Source organism: Chengkuizengella sp. SCS-71B, assembly GCF_040100845.1.
In the GTDB taxonomy this organism is placed as follows: Bacteria; Bacillota; Bacilli; order Paenibacillales; family KCTC-33759; genus Chengkuizengella.
Genome location: NZ_JAZHSH010000001.1, coordinates 1,827,336 through 1,842,722, shown reverse-complemented (window position 1 = coordinate 1,842,722; position 15,387 = coordinate 1,827,336). Strand labels below are relative to the sequence as shown.

The 15,387-nt window shown below is 33.4% G+C and carries 14 protein-coding genes; 6 read left to right on the top strand and 8 right to left on the bottom strand.

Going from position 1 to position 15,387, the window contains the following annotated elements; genetic code table 11:
• Positions 1-31: 31 nt before the first annotated feature.
• The 4 genes from iolD to VQL36_RS09070 form a co-directional block, all read right to left on the bottom strand.
• A complete protein-coding gene (gene iolD / locus VQL36_RS09085) occupies positions 32-1,897 on the bottom strand; it encodes a 3D-(3,5/4)-trihydroxycyclohexane-1,2-dione acylhydrolase (decyclizing) (protein WP_349249002.1) in 1,866 nt (621 codons plus the stop codon).
• A gap of 43 nt (positions 1,898-1,940) precedes the next feature.
• Positions 1,941-2,963, bottom strand: coding sequence for an inositol 2-dehydrogenase (iolG, locus tag VQL36_RS09080; protein ID WP_349249001.1), 1,023 nt, complete (start codon positions 2,961-2,963; stop codon positions 1,941-1,943).
• 227 nt (positions 2,964-3,190) lie between these two features.
• The gene (locus VQL36_RS09075; protein WP_349249000.1) at positions 3,191-3,925 is read right to left on the bottom strand and encodes a hypothetical protein; all 735 of its coding nucleotides are present in this window, start codon (positions 3,923-3,925) and stop codon (positions 3,191-3,193) included.
• A gap of 137 nt (positions 3,926-4,062) precedes the next feature.
• A complete protein-coding gene (locus VQL36_RS09070) occupies positions 4,063-5,043 on the bottom strand; it encodes an endonuclease/exonuclease/phosphatase family protein (RefSeq protein WP_349248999.1) in 981 nt (326 codons plus the stop codon).
• A gap of 380 nt (positions 5,044-5,423) precedes the next feature.
• Between VQL36_RS09070 and VQL36_RS09065 the strand changes: the two genes are divergently transcribed.
• The 5 genes from VQL36_RS09065 to VQL36_RS09045 all read left to right on the top strand — a co-directional run bounded on the left by VQL36_RS09065 (position 5,424) and on the right by VQL36_RS09045 (position 11,459).
• The gene (locus VQL36_RS09065; protein WP_349248998.1) at positions 5,424-6,443 is read left to right on the top strand and encodes a LacI family DNA-binding transcriptional regulator; all 1,020 of its coding nucleotides are present in this window, start codon (positions 5,424-5,426) and stop codon (positions 6,441-6,443) included.
• Between the two features lie 179 nt (positions 6,444-6,622).
• Positions 6,623-7,651: an ABC transporter substrate-binding protein gene (locus tag VQL36_RS09060; protein WP_349248997.1), complete on the top strand. Its 1,029-nt coding sequence runs from the start codon at positions 6,623-6,625 to the stop codon at positions 7,649-7,651.
• A 138-nt stretch (positions 7,652-7,789) separates the two neighbouring features.
• Positions 7,790-9,502: an iron ABC transporter permease gene (locus VQL36_RS09055; RefSeq protein WP_349248996.1), complete on the top strand. Its 1,713-nt coding sequence runs from the start codon at positions 7,790-7,792 to the stop codon at positions 9,500-9,502.
• A complete protein-coding gene (locus VQL36_RS09050) occupies positions 9,499-10,638 on the top strand; it encodes an ABC transporter ATP-binding protein (RefSeq protein ID WP_349248995.1) in 1,140 nt (379 codons plus the stop codon). The genes VQL36_RS09055 and VQL36_RS09050 overlap by 4 nt, the downstream gene beginning before the upstream one ends.
• Positions 10,635-11,459 (top strand): inositol monophosphatase family protein, encoded by an 825-nt coding sequence (locus VQL36_RS09045; RefSeq protein WP_349248994.1) that lies wholly within the window; start codon positions 10,635-10,637, stop codon positions 11,457-11,459. Before VQL36_RS09050 ends, VQL36_RS09045 begins: the two co-directional genes overlap by 4 nt.
• Before the next feature lie 99 nt (positions 11,460-11,558).
• Here VQL36_RS09045 and pilO read toward each other — a convergent pair whose 3' ends face one another.
• From pilO to pilM, 3 genes are read right to left on the bottom strand one after another with little or no spacing between them, the layout of a single operon-like run.
• Positions 11,559-12,131: a type 4a pilus biogenesis protein PilO gene (pilO, locus tag VQL36_RS09040; RefSeq protein WP_349248993.1), complete on the bottom strand. Its 573-nt coding sequence runs from the start codon at positions 12,129-12,131 to the stop codon at positions 11,559-11,561.
• 59 nt (positions 12,132-12,190) lie between these two features.
• Entirely contained in the window at positions 12,191-12,748 is a 558-nt protein-coding gene (locus tag VQL36_RS09035; RefSeq protein WP_349248992.1) for a hypothetical protein, read from the bottom strand.
• Positions 12,748-13,773 carry a type IV pilus biogenesis protein PilM gene (pilM, locus tag VQL36_RS09030; protein WP_349248991.1) on the bottom strand — a complete coding sequence of 342 codons (1,026 nt, stop codon included), beginning with the start codon at positions 13,771-13,773 and terminating at the stop codon, positions 12,748-12,750. Before pilM ends, VQL36_RS09035 begins: the two co-directional genes overlap by 1 nt.
• Before the next feature lie 255 nt (positions 13,774-14,028).
• On the opposite strand from pilM, the gene tlp reads away from it, so the two are divergent.
• Entirely contained in the window at positions 14,029-14,265 is a 237-nt protein-coding gene (gene tlp, locus VQL36_RS09025) for a small acid-soluble spore protein Tlp (RefSeq protein ID WP_349248990.1), read from the top strand.
• A 140-nt stretch (positions 14,266-14,405) separates the two neighbouring features.
• Here tlp and rnz read toward each other — a convergent pair whose 3' ends face one another.
• Complete coding sequence (gene rnz, locus VQL36_RS09020) at positions 14,406-15,347, bottom strand: ribonuclease Z (protein ID WP_349248989.1); 942 nt, start codon at positions 15,345-15,347, stop codon at positions 14,406-14,408.
• Positions 15,348-15,387 lie beyond the last annotated feature (40 nt).

Sequence of the window (15,387 nt, the reverse complement as noted above, 5' to 3'; positions counted from 1 at the left end):
TATATTAAAGTGGTTTACTCTTATCTTTTCATTAATATTGCTTAGTTAACTTGATGTTTTGCTCCATCTGTTTATGGGCTTGTTGTACTTTTTCACTTTCAGAAACTTCTGCTACACCTACCCGCCACCATGATTCGTATCCATCAGTATTTGTGCCAGAAAGAACTTTAATATCTATTAAAGTTGATATGGTATCTCGTTTCGATTGTACAAGAGCATCTTTTAATTCTTCTAAAGTATGAACCTTATATGTTTTTACACCTAACGCACCGGCATAAGCTGCAAAATCTATCGGAACATAATCAGCTGTTAATCGATTTGTTTCTTTAGAACGATAACGAAATTCATTTCCGAATCCATCACTTCCATGCCCTCTTTGCAAGTTATGAATACATTGGAAGCCATGATTATCCAATAATATGACATTGATTTTTTGACCTTCTTGTATACTTGTCAGAAGCTCTGAATGTAACATTAGGAAACTTCCGTCTCCACACATGGCATATACCTCTCGACTTGGCTCTGCCATTTTCACACCAAGTGCACCTGAAACTTCGTATCCCATACAAGAGAAACCATATTCCAAATGATAGGTTTTAGGCTGAGTTGTTCGCCATACACGATGTAAATCTCCTGGTAAACTTCCAGCTGCACCTACAATCACATCTTTTTCATCAATAAATTCATTTATTTCACCCAATACTCTTGTTTGTGTTAAACCTCGATCACTTTCTAATGCATATAATCGGTCTACCTCTGTATCCCATTCTTTTTTCAAGCTCGATAAATGACTTTGATCATATTCAGTTTGATACCCTTCTTGACTTAACACTTGTGTTAATGATGTTAACGTCTCTTTCGCATCTGCCACGATGCTTAATCCGTTCATTTTTAGAGCGTCAAATGGACTTACATTAATGCTAATGATGTCTACTTGTGGATTTTGAAAAGCTTGTTTTGATGATGTAGGGAAATCCGCTAATCTAGTACCCACGGCGATTACTAAATCTGTCTCTTTTGCTAATAGATTTGCCGCCAATGACCCTGTCACACCAACAGACCCCATGTTAAGAGGATGGTCCCAAGACATTGCACTTTTACCTGCTTGTGTGTCTGTTACAGGAATTTGAAATGTTTCAGCAAACTCTTGCAACGTATCGGTTGCTAAGGAATAATGCACTCCACCACCTGCAATGATCAAAGGTTTCTTTTTAGATTTGATAAGTTGGGCAGCTCTCTGCAACCCACTTTGAGTTAAAGGCTTTCTATCCATATAAAAAACTCGTTTTTCAAAAAATGCTAGAGGATAGTCATAAGCTTCACTCTGAACATCTTGAGGAAGACATAACGTAACTGCTCCAGTATCCACAGGATCAGTTAACACTCGCATCGCATTCAATGCTGCTGTCATTAATTGTTCTGGTCTAGAAATACGATCCCAATATTTACTCACTGGTTTAAATGCATCGTTCGCTGTGACATTATAATCTGTAGGGTCTTCAATTTGTTGTAAAACAGGATCAGGTTGTCTACATGCAAATATATCACCTGGAAGAAAAAGCACAGGAATGCGGTTTACAGTAGCAGTACCTGCTGCAGTGACCATATTTAAGGCACCAGGACCTATAGAGGATGTACAAGCAAAGGTTTCCAGTCTATTTTTTTGTTTTGCATATGCCATTGCAGCATGTGCCATACCCTGTTCATTTTTTCCTTGAATATAGGTTAAACTTCCTTTATCTTGTTCTAACGCTTCCCCAATCCCTGTCACATTTCCATGTCCAAATATGCCCATAACACCTTTAAAAAATTTTATTTCTTTGCCATCTAATTCAACGTATTGCTGATCTAGAAACTTCAGTAGTGCCTGTGACATTGTTAAACGAATAGTTTCCATAAAGACCTCCTTAATGAAAAATTATGGTTTTATGATTTCATTTTTAATGTTCAATTTTTACTGGCTTTCCTTGCTGCAAAGATTCCTTTGCTGCCTTTGCAATTAATTCCGCCTGATATCCATCATTGCCAGTGCATACTAGTGGTGAATCTTGAAGTAAGGACTGTATAAATTCTTTTGACTCTACAACATATGCATCCTTATATCTTTCTAAAAAGAAATATTTAGGTTTATCTTTAAACACACCCTGAACCGTACTAATTTCAACGGTTGTTGGATGATCATTTTGAATCGCTACAGAACCTTTAGAACCAAACACCTCTACTCTTTGATCATATCCATATACTGCCTTTCGGCTGTTATCAATCACACCAATGGCACCGTTTTCAAATTTCAGAGTAATGATAGCCGTATCCACATCTCCATATTGCTTAAACACTGGATCTACTAAACTAGCACCTTGAACATAAACCTCTTCTACTTCACTACCAGTCACATAACGTGCCATATCAAAATCGTGAATGGCCATATCCATAAACAAACCGCCAGAAGCTTTAATATATTCAGCAGGAGGTGGTTCAGGATCACGTGAAGTGATTTTTACGATATGCGGATCTCCAATCAAACCATTTATAACAGTATCGTGCACCTTTTTAAAGTTATGATCAAAACGTCGATTGAAACCAACCTGCAGTTTCACACCATGTTGCTCAACAACTTTTAGTGCTTCAAATGTTTCTTCTGCTGAAAAGCTAATCGGTTTTTCACAGAAAATATGTTTCTTCGCTTCAGCTGCCTCTTTAATCATTTGTGCATGTGTATTGGTAGGTGAGCATATGTATACTGCATCAATTTCTGGATCTTCTATTATTTCCTTATAATCTTTTGTCGTTTTATTGATTCCTAATTTATTCGCCCAATCTATCACGTTATCAACGTAAATATCAGAAATCGCTTTCAATTCAACCTTTTCTAATAAAACTAAATTCTCTGCATGCAACTTTCCTATTCTACCAGCACCGATAATACCTATCTTTAAAGTCTGTTTCACTATGCCTTTCACCATCCAATCTAGTAATCTAACAATAAGTTAAGCGCTTTCTCATATTTTATTTTATATTTTTTATGATCATATATCAAGGGGAGATTTAAAAAATATTAACCAGTTTGGTTCGCAATTTAATATTATTTTAGACATTGTAAAACCTCACTACTAAATTAATTAATAGTGAGGTTTTTGTGGGGAAAGTTAAATGAGCATATTATGGTTCATTATCATAAAGCTTAATTATATTATTCTGTCTTTGAAAATGACTTTATCATTGTATTGATATCCTCATGATATAAGTCTATCATTCGATTATTATAATCTCCCCCAGTCTCATTATTTTTTTGAGGATTCTCCTCTTCATACTTTGGTCTTAGATGTAACCAAATATAATTTCGTGTATAATGATCCACATCATATTCAAAAAACAATTCATCAACACCTTCTAAACCTAATCCATCTACAAGTTCATCTGTTATTTTCTTAGCAGTATCAATGCTCATCATTTCTTCTTTAGTACCTTCAATATATGAATATAATCCTTCACTCATATCAACGTTATTGAGATTAGCCATGATTAAAGTTACTTCATACCGTAAAGCATTCGAAATTGCATCTTCAAGAATTTCCTCTGGTTTTATATTCTCTGTTTTTCCTGACATTACTTTATTAATCGCTATCCTTTCAATCCACTTATTTATATATTCATCAGCAATATTCACTTCATACTCATCATTTCTAAAACTTGCATTATAGCCTTTGCCATTTAGTTGTTTTAAAATATCATTTTTCAGTTGTATAGCCAATTTTAACTCATCAGATTTAACGGAACCACTCAATTCTATTTCATTACGATTTGATGGCAACTCATTTGGGACTTTTTCTTCCCTTGTAAAAAAAATGCTAGATATTAGCAAAATACTAGTGACAGCAACTATAATCATTATAAGAATATAATGACTTTTTTTAAATCCTTTCATTTAAAGACCACCCCACCTCATAACATTTCAATTACACAAATACTATTTATGTCTAAGTTAAATTATATTTAAAACAAGAACTTTTCACAAATGTGATTGATTCTCTTTATTCTAAACTCTACCATCTAAAAACCAATTTATACAACCTCACCATGTATGATGATTTGAATACTTTCACTTAAAACTCCCGCATGATCAGAAGGCCAAAGTCCTGATAGTGTCCGATCTTCTTGTTTATCACCCACAGTATTAGAAAGCTTTACATTAAAATTACCTTTGAATAATATTAAATCAATCCTCTCAGTCAAAGTAGGAATAGGATTTAATAAATCTCTAGCCTGGAACGCTGTAAATCCAAATCCTATGCCTGAAATATTCCAAACATCTGTAAACCCAAAGTTAATCAGTAAATCGTAAGTTGGTTTTATAACTCCCTCTGCATTTGAATTAAAATCACCAATGAATAATATCGGAAGTGTAGTATTAGCGGGACCATTTAATAACTCCTTTGCTTGCTCCATTTGTACATCTACTGAATTCCCCTCTAAGTGTGTATTCAATAACCTGAATTTTTGTCCTTGAAAACAAATATCTACAGAAGACCAACCCCGAAGAACAGTAAACAAAACACCTCCTACAGGAACCACTAAATTTTTAGAAAAGTTCTCCTCTTGTATATTACAAAAACAAAAACCTGCATTCCTTTTTGCAAGAATAACATCTCTATCTAAAATGCCAATCAAATCCCCCGTACTGCTGGGTAATTCACTACTAAAGTTATGATTCAATGCCACTACACCGTATTCCAAACCTATCCTTTTTAATTCTTCTAAAAGAATAGTTAAAAAATTTGTTTCACTCTTCGTTGTCAGACTTCTAACTGTCCATAGTGCTACTTCTTGAAGCCCTATTAAATGAGGTTTTATATTTTTAATTTGTTGTGAGATGGACTTGGCCCTTTCTCGAAAATTAGTTTGCTCAAATTGATTAAAAATTTCTGTTGTTACTTGTGGAACTTCTTCTGGTGTTGTACCGATAAGAGGTTCTAAATTAGCTCCAAAATATATATTCCAAGTCATTATAGTAAATTTTTCCTCATTATTTTTTTTGTTATTCATATTACCATCTCCTCTACTAATATTTAAGTATTAAGATATAATATGTAATTTGGATATGGATTGCTTGGATGTATTTACTAAAAATCGATAAGATCATGAAAAAAAAATCATAAATGATAAGCTTCATTTTTAAATATAAATGTGATCAAAATGTTACAAAAAGTATTGACTGAATTTTTTTAATACGTTAATATTACCTATAATAGATATCGGAAACGTTACCGAGAACGCTTCCATAAATATCAAGTTAATCATGAGAATATATTTTATTAGAGCTTCCAGACTGAATTGAAAGCGTTGTCATATGATTTGTATTTTCGGAAACGTTACCGGAACGAAACCTACAGAATAAATTTCTCTTCTCGGAGGTGAATTAAACATTGGTTACTATCAAAGACATTGCAAAGCAACTAGGTATCTCTGTTTCTACTGTCTCACGCGCTTTGAATGATCATTCTGATATAAAAAAAGAAACAAAAATGAAAGTTTTAGAAACCGTTAAAAAACTAAATTATCGTCCGAATAGTATAGCAAGAAGTTTGATTCATCAACGTACCTACACAGTAGGATTAATGATTCCAGATATTACAGATCCTTTCTTCTCAACGATTTCTGTTGGTGCTCAAGAGTTATTATCAGAACAAGGATATCAAGTCATTATTGGAAATACCTTGCGAGATAGCGACAAAGAAAAACGTTTCATTGAAAGTGCATTGGAACGAAAAATGGACGGGTTGATCATTACTCCTGATCATGTCGACGAAGAACTTGTTGACATGTTATCTAATATAAACATCCCTGTTGTTTTTTTAAGAAGAAGACCTGCCAAAGGATTAAAGGTACCTTTTGTTGACGTAAATCATTACAATGGTGCATGTCAAGCCGTTGAACATTTAATTTCACTAGGTCACAAACAGATAGGTTATATTGGAATCCCTTTAGAAACACAAATTGCGATTGATCGATTTCAAGGTTACAAAGATACATTAGAAAAACACAATATCTCGTACATCTCTGATTACATACAACTTACAGGTGGAAGAACGATACAGTCTGGTCGAATTGCAATGGATCAATTATTCTCACAAATACCAGAAATGACCGCGTTATTTGCTTACAACGATTTATTGGCAATAGGTGCTCTAGAGTCACTAGCTCAACACAACATGAATGTTCCAGAAGCTATATCAATTATGGGATTTGATGATTTAGAAATATCAAGTTTGTATTGGATTCAATTGTCAACCATGTCTCAACCACGTAATCAAATGGGACGACATGCTGCAGAAACATTATTGAAAATGATGAATCATTCTGATACAGATGAAATACCAGAGTCTATTTTATTAAATTCTGTTCTGGTTAATAGAAATACTTGTAAGAAAATCACTTTTCGGTAATTTGTTACATTATTAGGTTAAGCGCATACCCTACTTTCATAACTCTCTCACATCTCACTTTGGTTTAGAGAGTTTAATAATCAAAAGATATTACGCTGAGGAGGTGACAAACCAGCCATATAGTTCAATGTTTTTTAGAAGTCTATGATTTTAAACACTAATTTGGAGGGGTCTATTTCATGAAAAAATCTTTATTCGTTATTTTATCTGTATTGTTGTTAATAAGCATAGTAGCAGCAGGTTGTAGTTCAGATTCTAATACTGTAGCAATTTATACAGCATTTCCAGAACAAGAAGTTGTTATGTATATTGAACAGTTTGAAGAAGAAACGGGTATTGAAGTTAAGTTTGTACGTTTATCTGCAGGGGAGACATTAGCTCGAATTAAAGCTGAAAAATCAAATCCACAAGCAAGTGTTTGGTTTGGAGGTCCATCAGATACATTTGTTGCAGCAGCAAATGATGATTTGTTAGAAGCTTACCAACCTGAGGGAGTGTCTGAAATCTCAGAACAATTCAGAGATGCTAAAAAAGTATGGACACCGATATATGTTGGAGCGTTAGGTTTTGCAAGTAATACCGAATGGTTAGAAAAAGAAGGAATTGAACCTCCTCAAAGCTGGGCAGATTTATTAAAACCAGAATACCAAGGGAATGTTACAATGGCTCATCCTGCGTCCTCTGGAACGGCATACTCTGTTTATGCCACACTTGTACAATTGAAAGGTGAACAAGAGGCTTTGGATTACTTCTTACAGCTTGATGAAAACATTAGGCAATATACCAAATCTGGATCTGCTCCAGCAAAACAAGCTGGATTTGGTGAAACAGGTGTAGGCCTTTCCTTTGCTCATGACATTTTAAAACCTAAACATGAAGGTTACCCTATCACGTTATCTTTCCCAAGTGACGGTACTGGTTATGAAGTTGGCGCTGTTGCATTAATTAAAGGTGCTCCGAGTGACCAAACTGAAAATGCCCAAAAATTCATTGATTGGGCAATTAGTAAACAAGCACAGGATTTATACGCAGAATCAGGATCTTTCCGATTACCTGTAAATCCAGAGGCAAAAGTGCCTGAAGGTGCAGTGAAACTTTCTGATTTAAGTGTTATTAATTATGATGCTGTATGGGCTGGAGAAAACAGAGATGAGTTACTTGATAAATTTGAGTCTTATGTTGTTGGTAAAGACGCTGTAGTGGAATAATTTATTATTATTTATGGAGACGAGGCGGCTTCATGCTGCCTCTTTCATTTTACCCGACTTACTTAAAGTCTCATAGAAAGGAACCTTTCGGAATGTAAATACGGGATCATGTTTTACCCTACAAAGGAGTAGAGAAGCTTGGCAAATACAACACCATCAACAAATAAAATAGAATCAAAAGTCAATGGACAACTCAAACGAATGAAAATGCTTGTAAAAGAACCTTACTTGCTTGCTTTAATTATCATTATATTTTTATCTTTATTTGTATTTTCAGTTTATCCAATCTATCAAGTGTTCAAAATTACTGTGATAAATGATGAAGGGGTTTTAGACTTTTCTTTAATAGTAGAAACCTTTTCAAGCAGTTTTTTTCTAAAAACGTTATGGAATAGTATCCAGCTAGGTATCATGTCAGCCATCTTTGGAACGATCATTGGATTTATTTTTGCATATGCGGTAACACGGACTGAAATGAAAGGTAAAAAATTCTTCAACCTTGTTGCTCTGTTGCCAATCATCTCTCCACCGTTTGTCATTGCCTTATCCGTCATTTTATTATTTGGACGAAATGGAATTATCTCTAATGGTCTATTTGGTTTTGACGATAGCAATGTATACGGTTTAAGAAGTTTAGTATTTATACAAACATTAGGTTTTTTCCCTATTGCTTACTTAAACTTAAAAGGAGTTTTGGAATCTATCGACAGCTCCGTTGAAGATGCAGCATTAAACCTTGGGGCTTCCAGGTGGAAGGTCTTTAGTACCATTACTTTACCATTAGCTGTACCAGGTATTCTGAGTTCATTACTTTTAGTTTTTATTAAAGCAATTGAAGACTTCGGTAATCCTATGGTCATAGCTGGGGAATATCAAACATTAGCCGTGCAAGCTTACTTACAAATTACAGGCATGTATGATCTAAGAGCTGGTTCATTTTACGCAGTTGCTTTATTATTGCCATCACTTACTGCTTACTTCATACAAAAATATTGGATAAGCAAAAAATCATATGTCACCGTTACAGGAAAACCATCTCAAGATAGAATGAAAATAAATGAAAAACACATTGTCCTACCTTTATTCATATTCTGTGGATTGATTACGGGCGCAGTTATGCTCATTTATGGAACTGTTTTGTGGGGGGCATTTGTAAAAGTTTGGGGCGTAGATAATACTCTCACATTTGATAATTTTAGATACACATTTACACTAGGGTTTGATTCAGTTAAAAACTCACTGTTATTATCTGCGTTGTCTACACCGATTACAGCATTATTAGGTATGATTATTGCCTTTTTAATTATTAGAAAACAATTTATAGGTAAAAAAATAATGGAAGCTTCATCTATGCTTGCTTTTGCAGTGCCTGGTACGGTTATCGGTATTGGATACATCCTTGCGTTCAATCAAAAGCCATTACTATTAACTGGTACAGCGATGATCCTCATTATAGCCTTTACATTTAGAAACATAACGGTTGGTATAGAAGCAGGAACTAATAGCCTTAGGCAAGTGGATCCCTCTATAGAAGAAGCATCAACTAACCTTGGGGCTAGTTCCTTTACAACTTTTAGGAAAATATCACTGCCATTAATGAAATCAGCGTTATTCTCTGGATTAGTATATTCTTTCGTACGTTCCATGACTTCTATTAGTGCAGTAATCTTCTTAATTTCAGTGAATTGGAATCTTTTAACTGTTACGATCTTGTCTCAAGTAGAAGATGCTAGTCTAGGGGCTGCAGCAGCATATTGTATTATCCTAATTGTCATTATACTTATTGTTATTGGTTTATTAGAATTCTTTGTAAATTATTTAGCATCATCCAAAAGGAGGAACTATAGATGACGAACATAAACACACCAATAAAAACACATTCAGTGGATGTTAAGCTAACAAATCTATTAAAAGTTTTCCCATCAATCAACGGTGGAGACAATTTTTATGCTGTTGATGATATTGAATTGGATATTAAAGCTGGTGAACTAGTTACTTTGCTAGGTCCTTCCGGATGTGGTAAAACCACTACATTAAGAATGCTCGCTGGTTTTGAACTACCTACTTCAGGTTCCATTCATATAGGCGATGAAAATGTCACAAATGTACCGCCAAACAAGCGGAATGTAGCAATGGTATTCCAAAGTTATGCCCTCTTTCCACATCTTTCAGTCTTTGAAAACATAGCTTATGGTTTAAGAATAAATAAAGTACCAAAAGGAGATGTCATTGATAGAACCTATAAAGTCATTTCCTTAATGCATTTAGAGGAATTTAAAGATCGATTACCTTCACAATTATCAGGTGGACAACAACAACGTGTAGCATTAGCAAGAGCAATTGTCACGGAACCAAAAGTGTTATTATTTGATGAACCTTTATCTAACCTTGATGCAAAATTAAGAGAATATATGCGGGATGAATTACGGAAAATTCAACAAAGATTAGGCATAACAAGTCTTTATGTTACACATGATCAAACGGAAGCCATGGCGATATCAGACAAGGTTGTCATTATGAATCATGGAAAAATTCAACAAGCAGATAGTCCGATTAACATCTATACTAAACCTAATAATCATTTTGTTGCTGGTTTTATGGGAAAAGCAAACTTCTTACATGGTGTTGTTAAGGAATTAAAAAACGATATGGCTATGATAAATATATTTGGAAAAACCGTTTTGATTCAAATAAATGACAAAGTGAATCTCACTGAAAATGGTGCTGTAGAGTGTGTAACAAGACCCGAATTTTGGGAGTTTTCAGAGGCAGGTAAGTTTATCGGTGAAGTTACGAGAACTATTTATTTAGGAAATCATGTTGAATATGAAATCGCAATTGGCGATGATACAATAACGATGATGGATTTTGAACACTTTAAACATGGGATTAAACATGAAGGAGAGCAAGTAAAACTTCACTTAAAAGAAGAGTGTGTAAGCCTGTTACCCACTAGAAAAGAACATATTAAGGAGGGGCTTGCTTGAACACTCATTTAGAAGTCGCAAAACAAATCGCAAAAGAAGCTGGAGCTTTATTAGAAAAGAGAGTTACAAGTGAGTACCATGTTGAACAGAAAAAGAATGTTTTTGATCTAGTAACTGAAATGGATCGTGCATCTGAAGATTTAATAAAAAACCAAATTAAACATCACTTTCCCGATCATCATATCATAGGTGAGGAAGGAGTCGCTGAAGGTACAGATAGTTTAGATGATTGGTTTGATCGTATAGCTGACATTCCGTTCGCATGGATTGTTGATCCAATAGATGGAACAACTAATTATGTGAACGGATTACATAGTTACACTGTTTCTATTGCACTTGTTTCTTACGGAGAAATTCAAGTAGGTGTGATATATAACCCTTCTCTTGATGAAATGTTTTGGGCAGAAAAAGGAGAAGGCGCATACTTAAATGGAAATCAAATTCAGGTTCATCCAGCAGAAAAATTAAACGAAAGTGTTATCTCTACTGGTTTTCCAACAGATATTGAAAGTGCACGTAAATATGTACTCAATGGAATAACAGAGCTTGGGATTGTAGCTCGTAACATTCGAGTTTTTGGTTCTGCTGCCTTACATTGTGCTTATGTTGCCGCTGGGAAATTAAATGCTTACTGGGAAGTCGGTATCAATGTATGGGATGTTGCAGCCGGAGTATTAATAGTAAAAGAAGCTAGTGGGAATGTAGTGGATACATTAGGAAATCCTTATCAATTATCTACTCGTAATTTGATATGTTCAAACGGTAAAATAGAAGAAGAACTTTTGACACACCTAAAACATGCAAATGCAACTGGTTTTTAACGATGTTGGAAACAAATTAAAAAGAATGGATCAATGTGCATCCATTCTTTTTTCACTGCTTTTTTTTAAAATCTACTTGAATGATCTGTGTGCATATTTTTAAACATGATATATGCGTAGTTTTAAATGAAGTTGAACGTTATCTTCACTATATAAACTTTCATCTTGATTTTGATCATTTTTTTCAGTTTTTTCTTGAACAAATTCCCATTCCAACAAATGGATAACCCGCTCTAAACGTTCTAATTCGTTTATAAATTGTGAAATGGCTGATAATGTTCCGTTAATGAATAACGTTACCGTTTGCCCATAATATTGATCCTTATATAGTAATTGAGAATGGCTATAATCAAGAGATTGTATTTGGATGTTGTTATTTTCTGCAATGAAATTCAAATCAATGGTAAATCTTAAACTTTCTTCATGATCTAGAACTTGAATGTTAGCCTCATCAGATGAATTAGTTAAGTTTTGATCTGAAGATGAACTTGGAGGATCTCCTTCTAATCTTAGTAATTCTTCGTTTAACACGTTCAATTCCCTTTCCAAGCTATTTACTCGTATCATATTTGGGATAATCCATACTGAAATTAACAATAGATGGATCATCAATCCGCTAAGTAAGATGATCATCATGATTCGATTTTGTTTAAACCACCATGTTATATTCATCTTACGTCCTCTCTTCTTTTTTATTTCTTCTCAATTAAACTGACCATTAAAGAATTAGTTTAATCGCGTTGTATCATAACTTCAATTACAGTTTTACTACCCTCACTCTTTTCAAATGAGATCAGTCCACTCTGATCTTCTATTTGTACTTGTCTTATCGACAAATGCTCAATAATCTCATATTTTTGTAAGAAGGTTAATTCATTTAATATTTGATTCAGAGTCTGGTTCATATAATGTAAAGTAAGTATATGATTATTCTCAACCTCTTTTATTAAATTTACCTTTGTTATTGATGGATTACCTTTTATAATTTCATATAATATATGAAATAACTCAAAGCTATATTGACTTTGAGTGTTCAAAGTCTCAGCATCCAAAGCAACTTGACTTGAAAGTTGGTTTATTTCTTCTTCATTCAAACTCATCCTAGTCTCAATATTTGATTCCAATTTAAAAACATTATTTGATAGAGCTTTTACATTATTATGATAATTTACACCAATAAAAATTAAGATGGGCAGACTTATTAAAAAGGTCAAGATCAATAAAATGATAAGTAAAACAAATGATTTATTCTTTTTACTTTTTCCTGGTAATAAATTAATCGTCTGCATTAATGCCTCCCCCTTAAAGCTAGTCCTAGAGGAACTGCGAAAAATGGCAACAAGTTGTTATTTTTATCATTAGAGATACGTTCATCAGCATTCAAAATTCTAACTTCAAATGGAAAAGCTCTATTAAATTCATACCCAATTTGATGCAATTCTGATATATCACCTAATAAGATCAAACACTGGAAATCCTCTTTATTTTTATTGTTATCATAATAATGATAATAGTTGATAAATTTTTTTACCTCTAAAGTTAAATAACTGGATAAATCACCCTCGTTTTTTTTTACAATTTTAAATGATACTGCCTTTTGTGCCGCTGTTTTTACACTTCTATATTTTTCAGGAGATCGCATCACGGGAATTGAACGAATAGTTTGTAATATCCCACTCTGAAAAACACTTATTTCTGCAGAAAACTTATTTATTTCAATGACGATAAAAGAACACATGATGTCAATGAGTTCTAGCGCATGTATGAGGCGAAAAAGTGAAAAAGCTTTAATTTCTAAACTTATTGGTTTTAAATTTACAGCATTAAACACGTTAACATAAGTCTCTATTTCATCCTGTGGGGCAGTGAGTAGCATTATGTTTGTTTTACCAGTGGTGTCAGTAGATAATTTAATCATATCAAAATGAGGGTTTTTAAAAGGTAATTCGATTCTCTCATTCTCAAGTTCGGTTTGTATCCATTTGAGAATCTTTTCTTTCTCATGATGAGGAACTGTTAAAAAGTGTAGATGAACCAAATGACTTGGCAGCATAAAATGAACCTGATTTGTATATAAAGTAAGTTGTTTTAACATGTCATTTAATTTGTTAATCACTTCATTTGTGTTAAGTATGAATCCATCTTTAATCAAATTAGTCTGAATTGGCTCCATTTTATATTGATGAATTATAAAAGAATTGTTTTTATCCATTTTTATTTCTACTAATTTAATATACTCATCTGTCATTTCTACACCAATAAAACATTGAAGTGAAACAAGTTTTCGTTTCAAATATTCTACTATATTTGTCATTTCACTTTAATTAACTCCTTTTTTTAACATACATCCCCACCACAATTATATTCACTCTAAGTACAATCTATGCAAATTGAGATGAACTATATTGATTTCATTACATAAAGTCTTATACTGTAAATTACTTATAGTTTTGTAATCTAGATGGCCGTAATTAATATTGTTGGCTTGTTTTTCATGCTACCTTGTATAAAATTTTCATGATCAAGACATCTTATTAATGTTATTAAAGTTTTAACCAAGGAGGCATTTATGAAAGCTAAACCTGACAATAGAGATGATAACGTAGAAAAGTTACAGGAAGCAGTGCAGAACACGATTGGAAACCTTAGAGAATCTGAAGATTATTTAGAAGAATTCGGTGATGAGATTGGTAACAACGAACAACAAGCCATAGAATCAAAAAATGAACGTAGAAAACAGAGCATTCAGGGGCTTCGTGAAGAAATAAAAGATGAAGCTCATGCAGAACAGCAAAGAAATTCATAAGATAAATGAAATAAGAGTCCATTAAATTTGGACTCTTGTTTCATTTATCAAACTACCTTACCCATAATGTTCACATTTAAATAAGCAGTATGATTAAAGTTATGATGCGTTTTCCTTTCATTTTTTACTGATAAAATTAATTATTTATTTTTTCGCTTTATAGGAAATACCCAAAAATCATGGGCTATGTGTGTATTTTCATGTATTTCCCTTGCTTCTTGTAACAATTGATCTAAACTTTCACCTTGATACCTTGAACTAAAATGTGTTAATATCAACTCGTTTACGTTACATTCCTCAGCTAACTTAGCAGCTTGTAAAGAAGTAGTATGATAATACTTATATGCAAGATCATGTAATTCTTCTGTAAAGGTAGATTCATGTACTAAAACATCAGCATCTATAGACAGTTTAGGTGAGTTTTCACAAATTCTTGTATCTCCCATGATCACAACAATTCTTCCTTTTAAAGCTGGACCAACGTAATTTGCAGCAATTAACTTCTCCCCATTTTCTAAAATAATGTCTTTTCCTTTTTTAATTTTAGAAAATAAGGGACCAGGTGGAACCCCACTCTCTTTCAATTTTTTTGATAGTAAGGGACCAGGCTGATCCTTTTCTGTAATTCGATATCCATAGCTATTAATACGATGCTCTAGCTTGGCTATTTCTACTAAGAATTGTTGATCTTCAAATAAAATACCTTCGTTTAAATTTTCAGGGATCTCCTCTATATGTAAATCATACTCTAAATGGGCTTGGCTCATCATTAAGGTCGTATTCACCACATCTTTAATACCTTTTGGTCCATATAGTGTTAGAGGAGATTTACCACCAGAATAAGCACGACTTGTTAGTATACCAGGTAAACCATAAATATGATCACCATGTAAATGGGTAATAAATATCTTTTCTAATTTACTTAGTTTTATAGAGGATTTAAGAATTTGATGTTGTGTTCCTTCACCACAGTCAAATAGCCATACAGTCCCTCTCTCTTGTAACAATTTTAAACAAATGGAGGTAACATTTCGTTCACGAACAGGCATTCCAGCAACTGTTCCTAAAAATTCCAGTTCCAATATTAATTTCCCCCCATACACTCTTTCAAAATCAAATTCA

Excerpts from the sequence above, each read along its gene's own strand:
- iolD (WP_349249002.1), bottom strand. The coding sequence starts at position 1,897 with ATGGAAACTATTCGTTTAACAATGTCACAGGCACTACTGAAGTTTCTA.
- iolG (WP_349249001.1), bottom strand. The coding sequence starts at position 2,963 with ATGGTGAAAGGCATAGTGAAACAGACTTTAAAGATAGGTATTATCGGT.
- VQL36_RS09075 (WP_349249000.1), bottom strand. The coding sequence starts at position 3,925 with ATGAAAGGATTTAAAAAAAGTCATTATATTCTTATAATGATTATAGTT.
- VQL36_RS09070 (WP_349248999.1), bottom strand. The coding sequence starts at position 5,043 with ATGAATAACAAAAAAAATAATGAGGAAAAATTTACTATAATGACTTGG.
- VQL36_RS09060 (WP_349248997.1), top strand. The coding sequence starts at position 6,623 with ATGAAAAAATCTTTATTCGTTATTTTATCTGTATTGTTGTTAATAAGC.
- VQL36_RS09050 (WP_349248995.1), top strand. The coding sequence starts at position 9,499 with ATGACGAACATAAACACACCAATAAAAACACATTCAGTGGATGTTAAG.
- pilO (WP_349248993.1), bottom strand. The coding sequence starts at position 12,131 with ATGAATATAACATGGTGGTTTAAACAAAATCGAATCATGATGATCATC.
- VQL36_RS09035 (WP_349248992.1), bottom strand. The coding sequence starts at position 12,748 with ATGCAGACGATTAATTTATTACCAGGAAAAAGTAAAAAGAATAAATCA.
- pilM (WP_349248991.1), bottom strand. The coding sequence starts at position 13,773 with ATGACAAATATAGTAGAATATTTGAAACGAAAACTTGTTTCACTTCAA.
- tlp (WP_349248990.1), top strand. The coding sequence starts at position 14,029 with ATGAAAGCTAAACCTGACAATAGAGATGATAACGTAGAAAAGTTACAG.